The following is a 12,998-nucleotide window of genomic DNA, read 5'->3' as shown; positions in this document are numbered from 1 at the left end:
AGCGCCGGAGCCGGCCACGGCCGCCTCGCCCTGGCCCGGCGGGTCATCCGGTCGGCGGTACCGCGCCGACCCGGCTGCCCGAGGTGGCGTCGATCAGTGCCCGGCGCCCGGCCGTCGAGCCGGTGCCGGGCGGGCCGGCGACACAGGCGCCCGGGTGCCCCTCCCGCTCGCCACACCGGCCGGCACCGAACAGCAGCCGGTCGCAGAAGACCCGGTACCGCTCGTGCTGCGCGTCCTCGGCCGAGACCGTGACCTCGCCGGCGTCGAGCTCCGGCAGGAAGGCCAGCGACTCGGCCAGCCGCGCGGCCAGTTCGGTGGCGGCGTGCAGGGTGGGTACCGCGACGGGAAGGTGGATGACGTGGCCCGGCACCGCATCGTCGTGACCGGGACTTCGCATGACCGGTCCTGCATGACCCATGGTTGACGACCCTCACCCGTGGTTGATGACCTCCGCGCCCCGGTCCAGGCGGCGGCACCTGTCCGACCGGTCCGGGCCGACGCCTGGATAGCCTTGGAGACGCCTGGATAGCTTAGAGACGTACCCCGAAATTTCGGGTTTGCCACTCGGGCCCCGTTCCGGTCAACCGGAGAAACCACGAGGCGGGGACCGGGTGGGCGACCCGATCGGCGAGATCGGCGGAGCCGAACGGGACTAGCCCAGGTGCAGGGGCAGGCAATACCCTTCGGTAACCGCGAGTTGACGTGATCACCGTCACGAGACGATATCCGGAGGCACCCCCCGCCATGGCACTCGACGTCCCCTACCGGTCCATCCCCGACATGTTCCTGAAGCGTGTCTCGGCCACCCCCGACCGGGACGCTTTCGCCCACCCCGCCCCGGACGACTCCGGCCCGGTCTGGCTGACCTGGGCACAGGTCGGTCAACGCGCGAAGGCGATCGCCGCCGGGCTGCGCGGGCTCGGCGTCGACTACGAGGACCGGGTGGCGATCCTGGCCAACACCCGGCTCGACTGGGTCCTCGCCGACCTCGGCATCATGTGCGCCGGTGGCGCGACCACCACGGTCTACCCGACCACCGAGCCGGAGGACACCGCCTTCATCCTCGCGGACTCCGGCTCGAAGGTGCTGATCGCCGAGAACGCCGAGCAGGCCGCCAAGATCGCCGGGGTGGAACTGCCCGCGCTGACCCACGTCGTACTGATCGACGGGTCCGCCGATCCGGACGCCACCCCGCCGCAGCTCACCCTCGCCGACCTGGAGGCACAGGGTGCGCTGGCGCTGGAGAGCGACCCGGACCAGATCGACCGGGTGGTGGCCGGGATCGACCAGGACAACCTGGCCACGTTGATCTACACCTCCGGCACCACCGGCCGCCCCAAGGGCGTCGAGCTGTTGCACGCCGGATGGTGCTGGGAGGGGGTGGCCCAGGCGCAGCTCGGGCTGATCAAGGCGGAGGACCTGCAGTACCTCTGGCTGCCGCTGTCGCACTCGTTCGGCAAGACGCTGATCTGCGGCGTGATCCACGTCGGCATGCCCACCTACGTCGACGGCCGGCTCGATCGGCTGGTCGAACTGCTCGGCGTGGTCCGGCCGACGCTGATGTGCGGCGCGCCCCGGATCTTCGAGAAGGTCTACAACCGGGCGGTCACCACCGCGCAGACGGCGGGCGGCGCGAAGGCGAAGATCTTCGCCTGGGCGGTCCGGACCGGCAAGCACAAGGTGGCGCTGGAGCAGGCCGGGCAGCCGGTCTCGGCGGGGCTGCGGCTGCGTTACGGGCTCGCCGAGAAGCTGGTCTTCAGCAAGCTCCAGGCCCGGCTGGGCGGCCGGATCCGGGTGCTCGTCTCCGGCGCCGCGCCGCTGAGCCAGGAGATCGCACACTTCTTCGCCGCCGCCGGCCTGCCGATCTCCGAGGGGTACGGGCTGACCGAGACCAGTGCCGGCAACTTCGTCAACCGGCCCGGCGCGCTCAAGATCGGCACGGTCGGCAAGGCCATGGGCGACCTGGAGTGCCGGATCGACTCCGACGGCGAGATCCTGCTCCGGGGCACGCCGGTGATGCGGGGTTACCACAACCTGCCGGAGGAGACCGCCGAGGCGTTCACCCCGGACGGCTTCTTCCGGACCGGTGACATCGGCGAACTCGACGCCGACGGCTTCCTCAAGATCACCGACCGGAAGAAGGACCTGGTCAAGACGTCGGGGGGCAAGTACATCTCGCCGTCGCACATCGAGGGCCTGTTCAAGGCGCTGTGCCCGTACACCTCTCAGGTGGTGGTGATCGGGCAGGCCCGCAACTACTGCACGATGCTGGTCACCCTGGACGCCGACGCCATCGCCACCTGGGCCGAGGGCGGCCCGCTCGCCGGCCGTCCGTACGCCGAGATCGTCGGCTCGGCAGAGGTGCGCACCCTGGTCGAGGGGTACGTCGCCGAGTTGAACAAGAAGCTGAACCGCTGGGAGACGATCAAGAAGGTCACCGTGCTGACCCGCGACCTGACCGTCGAGGACGGCGAGATGACCCCGTCGATGAAGATCAAGCGCCGTGCCGTGGAGACCAGCTTCAAGACGGAGATCGACCAGATGTACCAGGGCAGCCTCGCCCAGATCTGACCCGTGCCGGATCCGGTCTCTCCCCCCGGAGATCGGATCCGCACCCCACCGGACCGCCGCGCGACCCGCGATCGCGCGGCGGTCCGGTGCTGTCCGGAGGGCCCTGCCACCTGGAGCACTACCGGACGTCCCGGCTCGGCTACCGCTGGACAACATGACACCCGGCCGGCTTCACCGGTCCATCACGGGGGTAATAGCAGGATCAGGCGCACGACGGGCCGGGTCAGGGTGGCCGGCCGGCAGCGCGAACGGGCGAGGGGGTTTCCGGTGATGGTGGCCACGGTGGCAGCACACGTGGAGACCGGCGCCTTGGTGATCACCATGGCGGGCCGGTGGAGCGTGGCCCAGGCGTACACGCTGCAACGGGCGTTCTCGCGCTGCATCGCGCACCACCCGCCGTACGTCGCGGTGGACTGCACCCGGGTCGCTCCGGACGGGCTGCTGCCGACCCTGTTGCCGGCGATGGTGATGATCCGGGAGGCGTGCCGGCGTGGCATCACCGTACTGGTCTGCGCCCCGGCCTCGACCCTGACCGAGCTGCTCCGCCGCCTGCCGACCCGGCGGGTCCGGCTCTACCCCCGGCTCGCCGAGGCGCTCAGCCGGGTCCGGCCGTATCCCGTTACGGCCCGCACCCGGCGGGCCCACCGGCGGCTGGCACCGGTGCCGCAGGCGGTGAGCGCGGCGCGCGGACTGGTCCGGGAGTGCTGCGAGCGGTGGCGGCTCTCCGACGTCACCGAGGATGCCCAGCTCGTCGCCTCCGAGCTGGTGGCGAACGCCGTCGAGCACGCGGGCACCGAGATCGATCTCACCCTCTGTTACCACCGGCAGCGACTGCGGATCGCGGTCGCCGACCGGCACCCCGGCGTACCGGCACCGCCCCGGCGGGAACCGGCCCCGGATTCGCGGCAACCGCTCGCCCTACGCGGTCGTGGGCTGGCCATGGTGTCCCGGTCGGTCACCAACTGGGGCGTGCTGCCCGGCACCGACGGCAAGATCGTCTGGGCGAGGATGGCCGCCACTCCGGCGCCTCGGTTGCGCATGCCCAGCCTGGCCACCATCCCCCGGGCCGGCTACCCGGCCTGACCGGCTCGAACCGCAAACGGCTCCGAACCGACGAACGCCCGAACCGACGGGCGCCGTTCAGGCGATCACCGCGGGCTCCCGCCAGAGCGGGCGTTCCACCCGGTCGATGTCGTAGCGGACCGCCGCGATGCGGCGTACCGCCTCGGTCAGCTCGGCGGCGGGCAGCGTGAACGGCAGCCGGAGAAAGCGTTCCAGGGTGCCGTCGAGGCCGAACCGGGGGCCCGGCGCGAGCCGTACCCCGACCTCCTCGGCCGCCCGGGCGAGCGCGCTGGCGATCGGCCCGTCCAGCTCGGCCCAGAGCGTCACCCCGCCCGCCGGGGTCCGCACCCGCCAGTTCGGCAGCTCCGCGCCGAGCGCGGCCAGCAGGGCGTCGCGCTGGGCGGCCAACTGCGCCCGGCGGGCCGCGACGATCGTCCCGGCTTCGGCGAGCAGCCGCACCGCGACCAGTTGGTCCAGCACCGGACCGGCCATGTCGACGCCGACCCGGGCCGCCGCCAGTCGCTGCACCTGGGGTGCCGAGGCACGGATCCAGCCGATCCGCAGACCGCCCCAGTACGGCTTGCTCATCCCGCCGATGGTGACGACCCGGGAGTGCCGATCGAAGACGGCGGTCGGCGGGGGGACCTCGGTGCCGTCCAGGGCGAGATCCACGAAGGACTCGTCGACCACCAGGTCGGTGCCGCTGGCGTGTGCGGTCGCCACCACCCGTTCGCGCAGCTCGGCCGGCATCAGGTGACCGGTGGGATTCTGGAACTCCGGGATCAGGTACGCGAGTCGGGGACGGGTCTGCCGGAAGCTGCCCAGCAGCAGGTCGGCATCCCAGCCGGCGCCCTCGGCGGACAGGCCGTGGGTGGCGATCCGGGCGCGGCGCGCGGCGAGCGCGGCGAGCGCGTTCGGATAAGTCGGCGACTCCACGAGTACGCTGCCGCCGGTCGGCAGCGCGAGCCGGAGCACCAGGTCCAGGGCATGCTGTACGCCGTTGGTCACCATGATCTGCTCGGGGCTGGTGGTCAGACCACGCTCGGTGTACGAACGGGCCACCGCCGTGCGCAGCTCGACGATCCCGGTCGGATGGTAGCCGGCGCCGCCGAGGTAGCGGGGCAGATCCTCGGCGGCGGCCCGGGCCGCCGAGGCGAGCTGCGCCGGGGCGGCCAGCGCGGCACAGCCGAGGTCGATCATGTCCAGGTCGTCCTGCGGGGTCCAGAGCCCCGAGCTGGCCACCCGGTGCCCGCCGGGCAGCGTGGTCCAACTGCCGGCGCCCCGGCGGCTGGTCAGATGCCCGCTCTCCCGCAGTTCCCGGTAGGCGGCGGTGACGGTGGTCCGGCTCACCCGGAGCGCCTCGGCCAGCTCCCGCTCGGCCGGCAGTCGTACGCCCAGCGGCAGCCGGCCGTCGGCGATCAGTCCACGCACCGCGCCGGCCAAGGCGACATAGTCCGGGTTGCGCCGGCGTCCCGGCAACGCGTGCCACTGCCCGAGCATCCGCCCCAGATGGGCTCCTCGAACGAGGCTGGTCATGGCCACTTCACCTCGATTGGACCTTCAGAAACGCCGGATTGGCCCTCAGAGTGGCATGCATGGCAAGAACTGGCAACCGTGGCGATCGGCTCGTCCGGCGTCTCGGGCAGCTCTACGTCGGCCTGGCGCTCTACGGCGCCAGCATGGCGCTGATGATCGAGGCGTCCCTCGGGCTCGACCCCTGGGATGTCTTCCACCAGGGGCTCTCCAAGCTCACCGGCGCGTCGTTCGGCACCGTGACCATCGCCGTCGGCGCCCTCGTACTGCTGCTCTGGATCCCGCTGCGCCAGCGTCCCGGCGTCGGCACGGTGAGCAACGTCGTCGTCATCGGACTCGCCGTCGACCTCGGGCTCGCCCTGCTGCCCACCGTCCAGGCACTGCCCACCCGGATCGGCTTCCTGGTCGCCGGCATCCTGCTCAACGGGATGGCGACCGGCCTGTACATCGGCGCCCGCCTCGGCCCCGGGCCGCGCGACGGCCTGATGACCGGGTACGTCGCCCGCCGGCCGAACCGGTCGCTGCGGCTGGTCCGTACGGTGATCGAGCTGACCGTACTGGCGATCGGGTTCGCCCTCGGTGGCCAGGTCGGGATCGGCACGCTGGCGTACGCCCTCGCCATCGGTCCGCTGGTGCACGTCTTCATCCCGATGTTCACCGTGCCACCGGTGTCGCGGACCGACCCGGGCGACCTGCCCCGAACGGTCACCGAGGCCGGTACCGGCTGACCACCGACACGGGCATGCCCGCGGACCCGCGGCTGCCCGCCGAGAAAAAAGATCGTCGATCCGGATCGGATCATCCCACGTGGAACGCGGGTCGCTCCGGTTCGGCGGAATGAACCGGTGCACAACCGTTCCGTCGGATGGCCCGGCACGGCATCATTTCCCCATGGGGGATGAGGGATGGCGTTGGTCCGACGCATGGATCTTCGTATCACTGATCATCGCCGGCGGTGCCGGCCGGCATCGCCGGTCAAGCAGCACCCGTCGACCTGAGGGCGTCCGGCTCGCCGACGTGCTCTCCACCGCTGACCATCTCAACCGGGCCCTCCCGGCCCGGCACGAGATCGAGGCAGCGGTGCGCCGCCTGGTCGGCGCCGGTCTGATCACCGTTTCGGACGGCTGGTTCCGGGTCACCTCCGCCGGGGAGCACCTGTGGCGTACCCGGCCGCACGGCGGTCTCGCCACCACGGTCGAGACGGTGCACGGGGTGCTGACCCGGCGGCATTCTCCCGGCAGTCACGACTGGGAACTCGCCGAGGACGAGCACGCGGCGGCGGTGCAGGAGTACGCCGCCCGGTTCACGCTGCCGATGCCGCGCCGCTCGCCGGAGAACAGCGGATAACCGACGCCCGGCCAGCCGCCCCGACCAGCGCCCCGGTCGGAACCCGACGACCGAGCAGAACCCGACGACCGGGCGGAACCGGACGGTCGGACGGAACCGGGTGATCAGGTCCGGTCGGTGGTCGGGTCGGGCCCGGTAGGTGGTCGGGTCGGGTCCGGTCGGTGGTCGGGTCGGGTCAGCGGACAGGGTGGCCGGCGTCGCGCAGCGCGTCCTTGACCTCGCCGACGCTCAGCTCGCCGAAGTGGAAGACGCTGGCCGCGAGCACCGCGTCGGCGCCGGCCGCCACCGCCGAGGGAAAGTGGGCGACCGCGCCGGCCCCGCCACTGGCCACCACCGGCACGTCCACCACCCGCCGCACCGCGCCGATCAGCTCCAGGTCGAATCCGGCCTTGGTGCCGTCCGCGTCCATCGAGTTGAGCAGGATCTCCCCGGCGCCCAGTTCGGCCGCCCGGGCGGCCCAGGCGACCGCGTCGATTCCGGTGCCGCGCCGGCCGCCGTGGGTGGTCACCTCGAAGCCGCTCTCGGTGCTGGTGCCGGCGGGAGCACGCCGCACGTCCAGCGAGAGCACCAGCACCTGCCGCCCGAACCGCTCGGCGATCTCGGCGATCAGCTCCGGGCGGGCGATCGCGGCGGTGTTCACCCCCACCTTGTCCGCACCCGCCCGGAGCAGGACGTCGACGTCGGCGACCCGACGCACGCCGCCGCCGACGGTGAGCGGGATGAAGACCGTCTCGGCGGTCCGGCGCACCACGTCGAGCATGGTGCCCCGGTCATCGGAGGAGGCGGTCACGTCCAGGAAGGTCAGCTCGTCGGCACCCGCCTCGTCGTACGCCGCGGCCAGCTCGACCGGATCGCCCGCGTCCCGCAGGTCGACGAAGTTGACGCCCTTGACGACCCGCCCCGCGTCCACGTCGAGACAGGGGATCACCCGCACCGCCACCGTCATCTGCCGAGCCTAACCGCCGCCGCCATCAATCCGTCCACCCCGCACGCCGGCACCTCTGGCGTCCACACCCGGCCATCCATCCCACCCACGCGCCGGCACCCCGCACGCCGTCATGTCACACGCGGTCATGCCACACGCCGTCATGCCGCGCGTAGCACGGCGAGGGCCTCGGCGACGGTGAACGCACCGGCGTAGAGCGCCTTGCCGGCGATCACGCCCTCCACCCCGACCGGTTCCAGCGTGGCGAGCGCCCGCAGGTCGTCCAGGGTCGAGACGCCGCCGGAGGCGATCACCGGGGCGTCGGTACGAGCGCAGACCTCACGCAGCAGGTCGAGGTTGGGGCCGCGCATCATGCCGTCCTTGGTGATGTCGGTCACCACGTACCGCGCCGTCCCCGCCTTGTCGAGCCGATCGAGCACCTCGAACAGGTCGCCGCCGTCCCGGGTCCAGCCCCGGGCCGACAGGGTACGCCCGCGCACGTCCAGCCCGATGGCAACCCGGTCGCCGTACTCGCCGACGACGCGGTCGCACCACTGCGGGTCCTCCAGGGCGGCGGTGCCGATGTTGACCCGGGCCGCCCCGGTGCCCAACGCCGCACGCAGCGACTCGTCGTCCCGGATCCCACCGGAGAGTTCCACCTTGACGTCGAGCCGGCCGACCACCTCGGCCAGGAGTTCGGCGTTCGAGCCCCGGCCGAACGCGGCGTCGAGGTCGACCAGGTGGATCCAGTCGGCGCCGTCCCGCTGCCAGGCCAGGGCCGCCTCCAACGGCTCGCCGTAACTGGTCTCACTGCCCGCGGCGCCCTGAACCAGGCGGACGGCCTGGCCGTTCGCGACATCGACGGCGGGAAGCAGGGTCAGGCTCAACGGGCCCTCCTCGGTTGGCGGAACGAAGGTGGTGCTCAGGTCCGGCGGCCCAGCGCGATCACCACGACCGCCGGCAGCACCAGTAACAGCAGCGCGATCAGGCCGAGCCGCAGGGCCAGGTCGTCGACGAGCAGCCAGATGCCGATCACCGCCGCCCCCGAGAGTACGACCACCCCGGCCCGCTCGCCCCGGCTGCGCCGCGCGAACAATCGCCCGGTACGCCGATCCGGCAGTCGCGGGGTGATCCGGCGCAGCACGGCTCGCCGGCGCTGACGCCGGGCCACCCTCCGCGCCCGGGCGGCCCGTTCCCGCTCCGCCTCGGCCAGCCGAACCGCACGGCGGCGGGCCCGTTCCTTGCTCACCGGGCGCCACCGGCCCCCGCGCGGCAGACCAGGACGGCCCCGGCACGGCAGACCGGTACCGCCCCGGCACGGCAGACCGGGACGGCCCCCGCGCCCGACACCGGGACGGCCCTCACACGGCAGACCGGGACGGCCCCCGCGCGCCACGCCGGGACGGCCCCGGACCGGGACGCGGTCACAGCGTCGCCAGCCAGTTGCGCAGCAGCGTCCGGCCGGCCTCGGCGGACTTCTCCGGGTGGAACTGTGCGGCCGACAGCGGCCCGCGCTCCACCGCCGCCACGAACCGCCCGCCGTGCTCGGCGGTGGTCGGCAGCGCACCGGCGGCGGCCAGCGCGGCCGCGTCGGCCGGGGCGTAGGAGTGCACGAAGTAGAAGCGGGTGCCGGCCGGCAGGCCGGCGAAGAGCCGGGATCCCGGCGGCGGTGCCACGGTGTTCCAGCCCATGTGCGGGACCCGCCGGGCGGTCAGCCCGGTCACCCCGCCGGGCAGCAGGCCGAGTCCCTTGGTGACGACGCCGTGCTCCTCGCCGTACTCGAAGAGGATCTGCATGCCGACACAGATGCCCAGCACCGGCCGGCCCGCCGCGACCCGCTCGGCGATCACGGGACCGGCCCGCAGTGCGTCGATCCCGGCCATGCAGGCGGCGAAGGCGCCGACCCCGGGTACCACCAGTCCGTCGGCGGCGGCCGCCGCGTCGAGGTCGTCGGTGACCGTCACCTCGGCGCCGGCCCGGGCCACCGCACGCTGTGCGGAGCGCAGGTTGCCGGAACCGTAGTCCAACACCACCACCCGGGACGGCGCCGGCCGGTCGGGGATCATCCATCCGCTCCCGGTACGAGCCAGAGCACGCCACCGACGGTGGCGAGTACGGCCAGCAGGCCCACGATCCAGAGCATCTGCCGCGGGGCGCCCTGCCGGTGCAGCGACCAGGCACCACCGATCAGCACGCCACCCAGCGCGAAGAGCGCCACGGGCAGGACGGTGTCCATCAGAGCAGCCCCTTGGTGCTCGGCACCTCGCCGGCCGACCGGGGATCGATCGTCACCGCCTCGCGCAGCGCCCGGGCGACCGCCTTGAACTGCGCCTCCACCACGTGGTGCGCGTCCGGGTGCCCGCCGGGCCGGGCGGCCCGGAGCACCGAGACGTGCAGGGTCAGCCGGGCGGACTGCCCGAAGGACTCCCAGATGTGCCGGGTCATGCTGGTCGGGTAGACCGGCCCGATGTACGGGGCGAGCGCCGGCTCGTCGTGCACCACGTACGGCCGACCGGAGAGGTCGACGGCGGCCCGGACCAGGACCTCGTCCATCGGAATGGTGGCCGAGCCGTACCGCCGGATGCCGATCTTGTTGCCGAGTGCCTGGTCCAAGGCGGTGCCGAGGGCCAGCGAGGTGTCCTCGATGGTGTGGTGGGCGTCGATCTCCAGATCGCCGACCGTGTGCACGGTCAGGTCGAAACCACCGTGCCGGGCGATCTGGTGGAGCATGTGGTCGTAGAAGCCGACCCCGGTGGTGATGTCGGCCTGTCCGGAGCCGTCGAGATCCAGCTCGACGAGCACCTTGGTCTCGGCCGTGGTCCGCTCGACCCGGGCGGTTCTGCTCACGGTAGGACCTTTCGCTGTCCGGGGCGGCCGACCTGGTGTCCGGGCCGGCCGACCTGCTGTTCGGTAACGCATCACACCGTCCCGGTCTCGGTCGGCGCCGGGCCGGTGGCCGCCGGTGGCACGGCCGGGCCGGCCGGGCCGGAGTCGGAGCCGGTCGGCACCGATTCTATGGCGGCGAAGAAGGCGTCGGTCTCCTGCGGTGTGCCGGCGGTGACCCGCAGCCAGCCGGGCAGCCCGACGTCACGGACCAGCACCCCATGATCCAGCAGGGTCCGCCAGGCCACCCGCTGGTCGCCGCCGACCTCGAAGAGCACGAAGTTCGCGTCACTGTCGGCGACCGTCAGACCGCGCTGTCGCAGCCCGGCCACGATCCGGTCCCGCTGCTCCTTGATCACCTCGACGGTGCCGAGCAGCAGGTCCCGGTGCTCCAGCACCGCCCGGGCGGCGGCCTGGGTGAGCGCCGAGAGGTGGTAGGGCAGTCGAACGAGCTGCACCGCCTCCACCACCGCCGGGTCGGCGGCGAGATAGCCGAGCCGTCCGCCGGCGAAGCCGAACGCCTTGCTCATGGTCCGGGTCACCACCAGCCGGGGGTGGCCGGGCAGCAGGGCCAGCGCGTTCGGGGTGCCGGGGCGGGAGAACTCGGTGTACGCCTCGTCCACCACCACCATCCCGGGTGCCTCGGCCAGCACCGCGTCCAGCACCGCCGGATCCAGGGCCGTGCCGGTCGGGTTGTTCGGCGAGCAGAGGAAGACCAGGTCCGGCCGATACTCCCGGACCTGCGCCACGGCGTCGCCGACGGTCAGTCCGAAGTCCGGACCCCGGCTGCCGTCCCGCCAAGCCGTGCCGGTGCCGGTGGCGAGCAGCGGATGCACCGAGTACGCCGGGGTGAAGCCGAGCGCGGTCCGCCCCGGCCCGCCGAAGACCTGGAACAGCTGTTGCTGGACCTCGTTGGAGCCGTTCGCCGCCCACACGTTCGCGGTGCCGAGTCCGTGCCCGAGGTAGTCGGCGAGCTCGGCACGGAGCGCCACCGCGTCCCGGTCGGGATAGCGGTTCAGGTCCCGCAGCTCGGCCGCGACCGCCTTGCTCATCGCCTCCACCACCGGCTCCGGCAGTGGGTACGAGTTCTCGTTGGTGTTCAGCCGCACCGGCACGTCGAGCTGCGGCGCCCCGTACGGGCTACGCCCACGCAGGTCGTCCCGGATCGGCAGGTCGGAGAGGGAGGTCACGCCACCACCCCGCCGGTGCTCTCCGGAAACCGGGCCCGGACCGCCTGGCCGTGCGCGGGTAGGTCCTCCACGTTGGCGAGCGTCACCACGTGCCGGGCGGTGTCGCGGAGCGCCGCCTCGTCGTACTCCACGATGTGGATGCCGCGCAGGAAGGACTGCACCGACAGTCCCGAGGAGTGCCGGGCGCAGCCACCGGTCGGCAGCACGTGGTTGGAACCGGCGCAGTAGTCGCCGAGCGACACCGGCGCGTACGGCCCGACGAAGATCGCCCCGGCGTTGCGTACCCGCATCGCCCAGGTCCGGGCGTCCCGGGTCTGGATCTCCAGGTGCTCGGCGGCGTAGAGGTCGACCACCCGCAGTCCCGCTTCGAGGTCGTCGACGAGCACGGCACCGCTCTGCGGCCCGCCGAGCGCGGTGCCGATCCGGTCGGCGTGCTTGGTCTCCGGCACCTGGCGACGCAGCTCCCGGTCGACCGCCTCGACCAGCTCCACCGACGGCGTGACCAGCACGCTCGCGGCCAGCGGATCATGCTCGGCCTGGCTGATCAGGTCGGCCGCGACGTGCACCGGGTCGGCGGTCTCGTCGGCGAGTACGGCGATCTCGGTCGGGCCGGCCTCGGCATCGATCCCGACCACGCCGCGCAGCAGCCGCTTGGCGGCGGTGACCCAGATGTTGCCCGGGCCGGTGATCATGTCGACCGGCTCGCACCGGGTCTCTCCGTCGACGTCCGTGTCCGCTCCGTACGCCAGCATGGCGACCGCCTGGGCACCACCGACCGCGTAGACCTCGTCGACTCCGAGCAGCGCGCACGCGGCCAGCACCCGGGCGTCGGGCAGGCCGCCGAACTCCTGCTGCGGAGGGCTCGCCACCACCAGCGAACGGACCCCGGCCACCTGGGCCGGCACCACGTTCATCACCACGGTCGAGGGGTACATGGCGAGGCCGCCGGGGACGTAGAGCCCGACCCGGTCGACCGGAACCCAGCGCTCGGTGACGGTCCCGCCCGGGACCACCTCGGTGGTCACGTCGGCCCGCCGCTGGTCGGCGTGCACCCGGCGGGCCCGGTCTATCGCCTCGACCAGCGCGGTCCGGACCTCCGGCTCCAGCGTCGCCTCGGCCTCGGTGATCGTCTCGGCCGGCACCCGGAACCGGTCCAGCCGCAGGCCGTCGAGCCGATGGGTGGCGTCCTGGATGGCCGGGAAGCCATGCTCGCGGACCGCCTCCACGATAGGGCGGATCTTCTCCACCGCCAGGGAGACGTCAAGCTGGGCACGGGGCAGCAGTGCGCGCGGGTCGCGCCAACCACCGCGCAGGTCGATCCGGTTCAACACCCTTGGCAGTCTATTCGGGCGCCCACCGATCGGACCGCGTCCGCCCAGCCGGCGGGACGGTGAGCCCGACCACCCTGAGCCGGAGCACCTCAGGAGGGGCGAGACGGCGGCCGTAAGAAAGAGGGGCCGAGTCGGCGGCGGACGATCGACCGGCGG

Annotated in this window: 14 protein-coding genes; 4 read left to right on the top strand and 10 right to left on the bottom strand. The window is 72.9% G+C overall.

Features of this window, described 5'->3' with window-relative positions; all coding sequences use genetic code 11:
* Positions 1–43: 43 nt before the first annotated feature.
* Entirely contained in the window at positions 44–397 is a 354-nt protein-coding gene (locus ABNF97_RS24480; RefSeq protein ID WP_349339941.1) for a hypothetical protein, read from the bottom strand.
* A 347-nt stretch (positions 398–744) separates the two neighbouring features.
* Here ABNF97_RS24480 and ABNF97_RS24475 point away from each other — a divergent pair, with 347 nt between their 5' ends.
* Together ABNF97_RS24475 and ABNF97_RS24470 are read left to right on the top strand one after the other, a co-directional pair.
* On the top strand, positions 745–2,571 hold the full coding sequence (locus ABNF97_RS24475) for an AMP-dependent synthetase/ligase (RefSeq protein ID WP_349339940.1): 1,827 nt from the start codon (positions 745–747) through the stop codon (positions 2,569–2,571).
* 282 nt (positions 2,572–2,853) lie between these two features.
* Positions 2,854–3,654 (top strand): ATP-binding protein, encoded by an 801-nt coding sequence (locus tag ABNF97_RS24470; protein WP_165436590.1) that lies wholly within the window; start codon positions 2,854–2,856, stop codon positions 3,652–3,654.
* A gap of 57 nt (positions 3,655–3,711) precedes the next feature.
* Here ABNF97_RS24470 and yczR read toward each other — a convergent pair whose 3' ends face one another.
* Positions 3,712–5,169, bottom strand: a complete 1,458-nt coding sequence (gene yczR, locus ABNF97_RS24465; protein WP_349339939.1) for a MocR-like transcription factor YczR — start codon at positions 5,167–5,169, stop codon at positions 3,712–3,714.
* A 59-nt stretch (positions 5,170–5,228) separates the two neighbouring features.
* On the opposite strand from yczR, the gene yczE reads away from it, so the two are divergent.
* Both yczE and ABNF97_RS24455 read left to right on the top strand, forming a co-directional pair.
* The gene (gene yczE / locus ABNF97_RS24460; RefSeq protein WP_349339938.1) at positions 5,229–5,894 is read left to right on the top strand and encodes a membrane protein YczE; all 666 of its coding nucleotides are present in this window, start codon (positions 5,229–5,231) and stop codon (positions 5,892–5,894) included.
* Between the two features lie 163 nt (positions 5,895–6,057).
* The gene (locus ABNF97_RS24455) at positions 6,058–6,513 is read left to right on the top strand and encodes a hypothetical protein (RefSeq protein WP_130460659.1); all 456 of its coding nucleotides are present in this window, start codon (positions 6,058–6,060) and stop codon (positions 6,511–6,513) included.
* Positions 6,514–6,688: 175 nt separating this feature from the next.
* On the opposite strand, the gene hisF is transcribed toward ABNF97_RS24455, so the two are convergent.
* From hisF to hisD, 8 genes are all read right to left on the bottom strand, one after another.
* Complete coding sequence (gene hisF, locus ABNF97_RS24450; protein WP_349339937.1) at positions 6,689–7,459, bottom strand: imidazole glycerol phosphate synthase subunit HisF; 771 nt, start codon at positions 7,457–7,459, stop codon at positions 6,689–6,691.
* A 140-nt stretch (positions 7,460–7,599) separates the two neighbouring features.
* Positions 7,600–8,325, bottom strand: coding sequence for a bifunctional 1-(5-phosphoribosyl)-5-((5-phosphoribosylamino)methylideneamino)imidazole-4-carboxamide isomerase/phosphoribosylanthranilate isomerase PriA (priA, locus tag ABNF97_RS24445; RefSeq protein ID WP_349339936.1), 726 nt, complete (start codon positions 8,323–8,325; stop codon positions 7,600–7,602).
* Between the two features lie 35 nt (positions 8,326–8,360).
* Positions 8,361–8,687, bottom strand: coding sequence for a hypothetical protein (locus tag ABNF97_RS24440; RefSeq protein ID WP_130460662.1), 327 nt, complete (start codon positions 8,685–8,687; stop codon positions 8,361–8,363).
* Between the two features lie 175 nt (positions 8,688–8,862).
* Positions 8,863–9,504 carry an imidazole glycerol phosphate synthase subunit HisH gene (gene hisH, locus ABNF97_RS24435; RefSeq protein WP_349339935.1) on the bottom strand — a complete coding sequence of 214 codons (642 nt, stop codon included), beginning with the start codon at positions 9,502–9,504 and terminating at the stop codon, positions 8,863–8,865.
* Positions 9,501–9,674, bottom strand: a complete 174-nt coding sequence (locus tag ABNF97_RS24430; RefSeq protein WP_165436591.1) for a CG2302 family histidine operon protein — start codon at positions 9,672–9,674, stop codon at positions 9,501–9,503. The genes hisH and ABNF97_RS24430 overlap by 4 nt, the downstream gene beginning before the upstream one ends.
* Positions 9,674–10,285 carry an imidazoleglycerol-phosphate dehydratase HisB gene (hisB, locus tag ABNF97_RS24425; protein WP_130460664.1) on the bottom strand — a complete coding sequence of 204 codons (612 nt, stop codon included), beginning with the start codon at positions 10,283–10,285 and terminating at the stop codon, positions 9,674–9,676. The genes ABNF97_RS24430 and hisB overlap by 1 nt, the downstream gene beginning before the upstream one ends.
* A 71-nt stretch (positions 10,286–10,356) precedes the next feature.
* On the bottom strand, positions 10,357–11,511 hold the full coding sequence (locus ABNF97_RS24420) for a histidinol-phosphate transaminase (RefSeq protein ID WP_349339934.1): 1,155 nt from the start codon (positions 11,509–11,511) through the stop codon (positions 10,357–10,359).
* Positions 11,508–12,842, bottom strand: coding sequence for a histidinol dehydrogenase (gene hisD / locus ABNF97_RS24415; protein ID WP_130460666.1), 1,335 nt, complete (start codon positions 12,840–12,842; stop codon positions 11,508–11,510). The genes ABNF97_RS24420 and hisD overlap by 4 nt, the downstream gene beginning before the upstream one ends.
* Between the last annotated feature and the right edge of the window lie 156 nt (positions 12,843–12,998).

This window comes from Plantactinospora sp. B6F1 (assembly GCF_040120695.1).
Lineage (GTDB): Bacteria > Actinomycetota > Actinomycetes > Mycobacteriales > Micromonosporaceae > Plantactinospora.
The sequence above is the reverse complement of the archived record's forward strand: the minus strand, read 5'-3'. Positions and strand labels throughout refer to the sequence as shown.

Bases quoted from the DNA above. Each gene is read 5' to 3' on its own strand.
- ABNF97_RS24480 (WP_349339941.1), bottom strand. From the start codon at position 397: ATGCGAAGTCCCGGTCACGACGATGCGGTGCCGGGCCACGTCATCCAC.
- ABNF97_RS24475 (WP_349339940.1), top strand. From the start codon at position 745: ATGGCACTCGACGTCCCCTACCGGTCCATCCCCGACATGTTCCTGAAG.
- yczR (WP_349339939.1), bottom strand. From the start codon at position 5,169: ATGACCAGCCTCGTTCGAGGAGCCCATCTGGGGCGGATGCTCGGGCAG.
- yczE (WP_349339938.1), top strand. From the start codon at position 5,229: ATGGCAAGAACTGGCAACCGTGGCGATCGGCTCGTCCGGCGTCTCGGG.
- ABNF97_RS24455 (WP_130460659.1), top strand. From the start codon at position 6,058: ATGGGGGATGAGGGATGGCGTTGGTCCGACGCATGGATCTTCGTATCA.
- hisF (WP_349339937.1), bottom strand. From the start codon at position 7,459: ATGACGGTGGCGGTGCGGGTGATCCCCTGTCTCGACGTGGACGCGGGG.
- hisH (WP_349339935.1), bottom strand. From the start codon at position 9,504: ATGATCCCCGACCGGCCGGCGCCGTCCCGGGTGGTGGTGTTGGACTAC.
- ABNF97_RS24430 (WP_165436591.1), bottom strand. From the start codon at position 9,674: ATGGACACCGTCCTGCCCGTGGCGCTCTTCGCGCTGGGTGGCGTGCTG.